We start from the raw sequence: 5371 nt of genomic DNA, 5'->3' as shown, positions 1-5371 counted from the left end.
CCCGGCCGCTCGCCAGAGGTCGGACGGCGCCGTCGCACCCGGTTGGCACGTTGGCGTATACTGTGCGCATGGACACCGCTTCCCCGCATAACGACGCGCCTTGCGACGCCATCCCTTTGGAGGATGTGCACGACACGCACGGCCCCGATGCCGCCGGGCAGATGACGCACCGGTTCTACGCGTTCAACACCATCGTCACCTTGCAGGCGTACGCCCCGCCCGAGCGCTGCCGCCGCGCGTTCGAACGCGCCCGCGCGGCCTGCCGCACCTTCGAGCGCAAGCTGTCGCGCACGCTGCCCCACTCCGACATCGCGCGCCTGAACGCCGCGCAGGGACGCCCCGTGACCGTAGGGGCCGACACCGCGCAGCTGCTGCGCGCCGCGCTCGACTACTGCGCGGACAGCGAAGGGCGCTTCGACATCACGATGGGCGCAGCGGTGCGCCTCTGGGACTTCCACCGGGGCGTCATGCCGGACGGCGATGCGCTGCGGGAGGCGCTCTCCCACGTGGGATGGCGAGGCGTCCGCGTGCGCGAGGCGCAACCCGGGTGCTGGGAGGCCCGCCTTGACGACCCGCAGGCGGCCGTGGACGTGGGCGGCATCGCGAAGGGCTGGATTGCCGACAAGCTGGCCGAGGGCATGGTAGCAGACGGCCTGGAATCGTTCATCGTGAATTTGGGCGGGAACGTGATGGCGCACGGGCAGAAGCCCGACGGCAGCGCCTGGCGCATAGGGTTGCAGGATCCGCGAGACAAGAACTCCCTGGTGGGAGCGGTGTCGGTGCGAGACGCGTCGGCCGTGACAAGCGGGGTGTACGAGCGGTGCTTCACGCACGAAGGCGTGCTATACCATCACATCCTCGACCCCCAGACGGGCTTTCCTGCACATACCGATGCGGCGGGGGTCACCGTGATCGCGCGCCGCTCCATCGACGCCGAGGGGTATTCCACCACGCTGCTCGCGCTGGGCATCGCGCGCGGATGCGCCTTCGCGCGCGAGCGTCCCGCCATCCTGGCCGCCCATTTCGTGGATGCCGACGGGAACGTGACCACCGCATAGCGCACGGCCCCGGCCCGCGCGCCCGCAAGGGGTCGCACAGACCGGGGCCGGTGCTGCCAATGCTGCCGGCTCCCGCCGCCCCTACGAGGGTTCGGGAGTCGGCAGCGCGCGAGCGAAGCGCCGCTCTTACGCGTTAGCCGCCGCGGAGGCGCCGGCGATACGGCCGAACACGATGAGGTCCGTGAACGAGTTGCCGCCCAGGCGGTTGCCGCCTTGCACGCCGCCCGTCACCTCGCCGGCCGCGTACAGGCCGGGGATGGGCTCGCCCGCCTCGGTGCACACCTGCGCCTCGGTGCTGATGCACAGGCCGCCCATGGTGTAGTGGATGGTGGGAATGCGCTTTGAGGCGTAGTAGGCCGGGTCGGTGAACTCGGTGCCCAGAAGCTCCTTGCCAGGCGCAATCTGGGTGTCCGCGCCGGCGCGCACGCAGGCGTTGTAGCCCTCGACGGTTTCGGCCAGCGCATCAGCCGGCACGCCGATCTGCTTCGCCAGATCCTCGATGCTGTCCGCCTTGAAGCTGTGCCCTTTCTCCACCAGTTCGGCTATCTGGTCGGCGCGATCGGCGGCGATATCGGTGGAGTCCACGAGCAACCACATCTCGTCATTAGGTTGTTCCAAAATGGCATCGGCGATGGTGTCGCGGCGCTCGTCCTCGCGGATGAAGCGCACGCCCTCGTCGTTGACCATGAGGTAGTCCTCGACGCCCAGCCAGTTGCCCACGAAGGTGGCCACGCCGCCGTTTTGCGGGTCGCCGAGCGGGTGGATCTGCACAAGCTCCATGTTGCGCAGGCCCGCGCCCACGCTCTGGCCGAGCGCCAGACCGTCACCGGTGGAGGAGCACACGTTGGACGACGGCATGGTTTCGGTCACGCGCTTGTCGTATTCCATGGCAAGCTCCGCATTGCGGGAGTAGCCGCCGGTGGCCAGGACGACCGACTTCGCCTTCACGGAAACGCTCGCACCGGACGAGGGACGCGTGCCGGTGACACCCGTCACCGCGCCGCCCTCCTGCACCAGCTCCTCCACCTTGGCGTCGGTGTAAAGCGTCACCTTGCCGGTGGCGTCGGCGCACTCTTTCAGGCACGACACGTAGTAGCTGCCGCCCTGTTCGCCCTTCTTCTCCACCTCGACGGCATGGCCGCGCTGCCACAGGCCTCCGATGGCCGTGAACGGCTCCTTTTCAAAAACGAGGCCGTGATCCTCCATCCAGTGCACCGCGTCCAGCGCGTTGTCGGCCAGGATGCGCACGAGCGCAGGATCGCCCTTGGAGTCGCCGCCCTCGAAGGTTTGCTGGTAGTAGAAGTCCGGCGAGTCCTCGATACCGAGGGGCTGCTGGCGCTCGGGGTCGGGCGCGTTGAGCGTACCTTCGCCGGCGTTCGTGTTGCCGCCGTAGATGTCCATCTTCTCCAGCATGACCACGGTCTTGCCGGCCTCGGCCGCGGTCACGGCCGCCGCGAACGCCGCGCCGCCGGAACCCACCACGCACACGTCGCATTCCTCGTCGATGGCAAGCGCGGGCTCCATGCCCGTGTCGGCCTTCTGCAGGGCGCGCGCGTCGCCCCCTGCCTGGTCAACGCAGTCGGCCACAGCGGTGGCAAACGCCATGGACGACAGCGACGCACCGGTGACGGCATCGAAGTTCAGGCTTTGGGACTGAAGGTACTTCTCTTTGAGGATCTCGATGGCGGCATCGCCGATGTTGCGGCTTTCCTCGTGCTCGGCCTCGATGGCGTCGATGCGGTCCTCGGTGAACGTCACCTTCACGTTGATGGCGCCGTTGCGGCCCTCGGCGCTGGCCTCGTAAGTGCCGGGCTGGTAAGCCTGCTCGGACGTGCCGCCCGCCTGGCCGCCCTGCGGAGCGCAGCCGGCCAAGCCGAGCATCGCAAGCGCCACGGTGGCGGCACTGCCGCAGACGAACTGACGGCGGTTGAGCTGAAAGCGCCTGCGCACGTTGCGCTCGATGCGCTGCATGGCAGCTTCCATGCGCTCGCGGGCGGCAATCTCGTTGGGGTTCTCGATCATGGTTTCCTCCTTGCCGAAACGGTTTCCGTCCCTTTGGGGCACGGCGGGCGCCCTGCGTTCGGACGCGCCGCGCGCCGCCTTTTCGGAACCGATGCCCGCAGGATGATCACAGGAGGGAGGGGGTCTGCCCGCATCGGTTCCAACGCGGACCATCATGCCCGCGAAGGCGCTTCTCCGCCAGTACACGGACCGTGTGTTTTCGCAGGTTGAGCCATGACACGAACCGGGTGATAGCCGGGTAGCCCATCTGCGGAACCGAAGAAAGGACGCCAGGCGGGCGACGGGCAAAGGGGCCGCCGACGGGATGCCGGCGAGGCCGCAAAGAAGCGTTAGCGGGCGGCCATGTCCATGAGATCGAGGATCTCCTGCTTGGAATGAACGTCGAGCTTCGCGTAGATGTGCTTGGAGTGCGAGCGCACGGTGTTCTCGGAGATGAACAGGCTCTCGGCGATGTAGCTTTTCGACCGGCCCTTGCACAGGAGCTGGAGCACCTCTATCTCGCGCGCGGTCAGACCATGCTTGCGGCCAAGCGCCTCGCAGCCCTCGTCGATGCGAGCGAACATGGACTGCTCGGGCGCGGGGACGTCGAGGTCGGCGAAGATGCGCCGCTGCGAGAAGTTGCCCTCGTTGAGCGCGAACACGGCTGCGATGGTGAGCAGGTAGGCAAGCCCGAGCAGCACCATGGTGCCCGAGCCGTGCAGCCCCGCCGCGCCCCCGCCCACCTCGCCGAGCGCGAACGGAAGCGAGTAGGCTATCCAGCCCGAGCCGAAGATGACGTAGGGCGACGTGCGCGAGTGGTGCGCCACGTCGGCGAGCATCGTCCAGAAGAGCATGACCACGAGCGTCTGCGCGATGGAGATGAGCACAAGCGCCCAACCCGCCAACTCCGCTCCGATGGCCGGCAGGAAGAACAACCCCGTGGCCGTGAACAGCAGGATGGCGCGCCACAGGCCGGAGAAGCGGATGAGCCCGCCGCGGCCGAACACCCACCACAAGACAACGAGCGCCACCGCCACCTCGGCGCCATGGTGCACCGAGGTGAGCAATGCGAGCGGCACCGGGTCGGCCTCGATGGGCATGCCCTGGATGACTCCGATGATGAGGCTGTACGCAGCCACGCCGAACAAGATCTTCCAGGGGATGGAGGTGGGGTTGCCGTCGTAGAACAGGCGCGGCTCGCGCTCGAGCCGAGGCTGCAGGCGGCATGCCCGGCGCGCGAGGGCGGTCGACGCGAACGGAAGGACCGCCAGGATCGCCGCTGCGGGAACGGGCGGCAGGAGGTCGACGGGTATCTTGAGCGCCGAACCAACCGCCATGGCGCAGAAGATGCACGCGATGGCGCCGCGCACGTCAAGCCCTGCGTAGAACGGCGCCCACCGCAGGTAGAGCCACGCGACGCCGAAACCCGCCGCAGCCGCCGCCAGGGCGGCGGTTGGCGCGCCGTCGAAGGGAAGCGGCACCGCGAGGACCACCGTGGCCGCCGCCTGAACGACCGCGAGCGGCCAGTCGAGCAGCGGCGCGACGCGCTGCGCCCTCCCCCGCCACGCCAGCAGCATGAACACGAGCATGAACGCGGAAAGCGCGATGTACAGGGGGATGCCGATGGGCACGCCGCCGTAATCGACGCCGCCGCGATGCGCCACGCAGTAGATCCACACATGCGGCGCGCAGATGCCCAGGTACGCCGCATCGAAGCGCTCGAACACGGCGGGCAGCCGCACGCTTCCGCTTGCAGCGCGACCTTCCATCGGCGGTCCCTCCCTCCCATAGGAAACGTTGCTTGGAACATTGTAAACGTTTTGCAGGGACGAGGCATCGACCATGGGGCAGACTGCGTGCGTCACCTGCGCAAGCATCCGGCGACGCCCCGGTCCGGCCCTCTCCGTTAGCGTTGGCTCGGACCCCGCCGCCGGCGGTGCGGCGAGGGGCCGCACGCAAGTTGGTCGCAAACCGCGCCCTATGGCACGCGCGGAGCCGCCTTTCCGCCCTCCGCCCCCTCCGCGCCTGGAGAAATCCCAGGTCGTCAGAATCGTGTGGCACTCCGGCGCGCCGGATAGGCCAACACAGGTTCGTGTCAACGCTGGTTCAACAGAGAGGCTGCGCCCCTCTGGACAAAACGGCCCCTGATCCACATCCTCGCATGAGGATAATCAAAAGCGCAAGCCGCCTGCCTGGGGAAACGCGCGGCCTTCCCGCGCGTCCCTTCGCGAAGGCCCCGAATCGGGCCGATTTTGGCCGAGGCCATGTGGACCGGGGCCTGTTTTGTCCATGACTCTTTCGCTTTCCGTTGA

3 protein-coding genes are annotated in these 5371 nt (G+C 68.2%); 1 reads left to right on the top strand and 2 read right to left on the bottom strand.

Features of this window, described 5'->3' with window-relative positions; all coding sequences use genetic code 11:
* The first annotated feature begins 68 nt into the window (after positions 1-68).
* Positions 69-1058, top strand: a complete 990-nt coding sequence (locus tag ACWKY3_RS05470; RefSeq protein ID WP_449315415.1) for an FAD:protein FMN transferase — start codon at positions 69-71, stop codon at positions 1056-1058.
* A 126-nt stretch (positions 1059-1184) separates the two neighbouring features.
* On the opposite strand, the gene ACWKY3_RS05465 is transcribed toward ACWKY3_RS05470, so the two are convergent.
* Together ACWKY3_RS05465 and ACWKY3_RS05460 are read right to left on the bottom strand one after the other, a co-directional pair.
* Complete coding sequence (locus ACWKY3_RS05465) at positions 1185-3080, bottom strand: flavocytochrome c (protein WP_449315414.1); 1896 nt, start codon at positions 3078-3080, stop codon at positions 1185-1187.
* A gap of 329 nt (positions 3081-3409) precedes the next feature.
* Positions 3410-4828 (bottom strand): helix-turn-helix transcriptional regulator, encoded by a 1419-nt coding sequence (locus ACWKY3_RS05460; RefSeq protein WP_449315413.1) that lies wholly within the window; start codon positions 4826-4828, stop codon positions 3410-3412.
* Between the last annotated feature and the right edge of the window lie 543 nt (positions 4829-5371).

The organism is Rubneribacter sp., from assembly GCF_965361815.1.
Note: the sequence above shows the minus strand (reverse complement) of the source record. Positions and strands in the feature narration are given on the sequence as shown.

Bases quoted from the DNA above. Each gene is read 5' to 3' on its own strand.
- ACWKY3_RS05470 (WP_449315415.1), top strand. From the start codon at position 69: ATGGACACCGCTTCCCCGCATAACGACGCGCCTTGCGACGCCATCCCT.
- ACWKY3_RS05465 (WP_449315414.1), bottom strand. From the start codon at position 3,080: ATGATCGAGAACCCCAACGAGATTGCCGCCCGCGAGCGCATGGAAGCT.
- ACWKY3_RS05460 (WP_449315413.1), bottom strand. From the start codon at position 4,828: ATGGAAGGTCGCGCTGCAAGCGGAAGCGTGCGGCTGCCCGCCGTGTTC.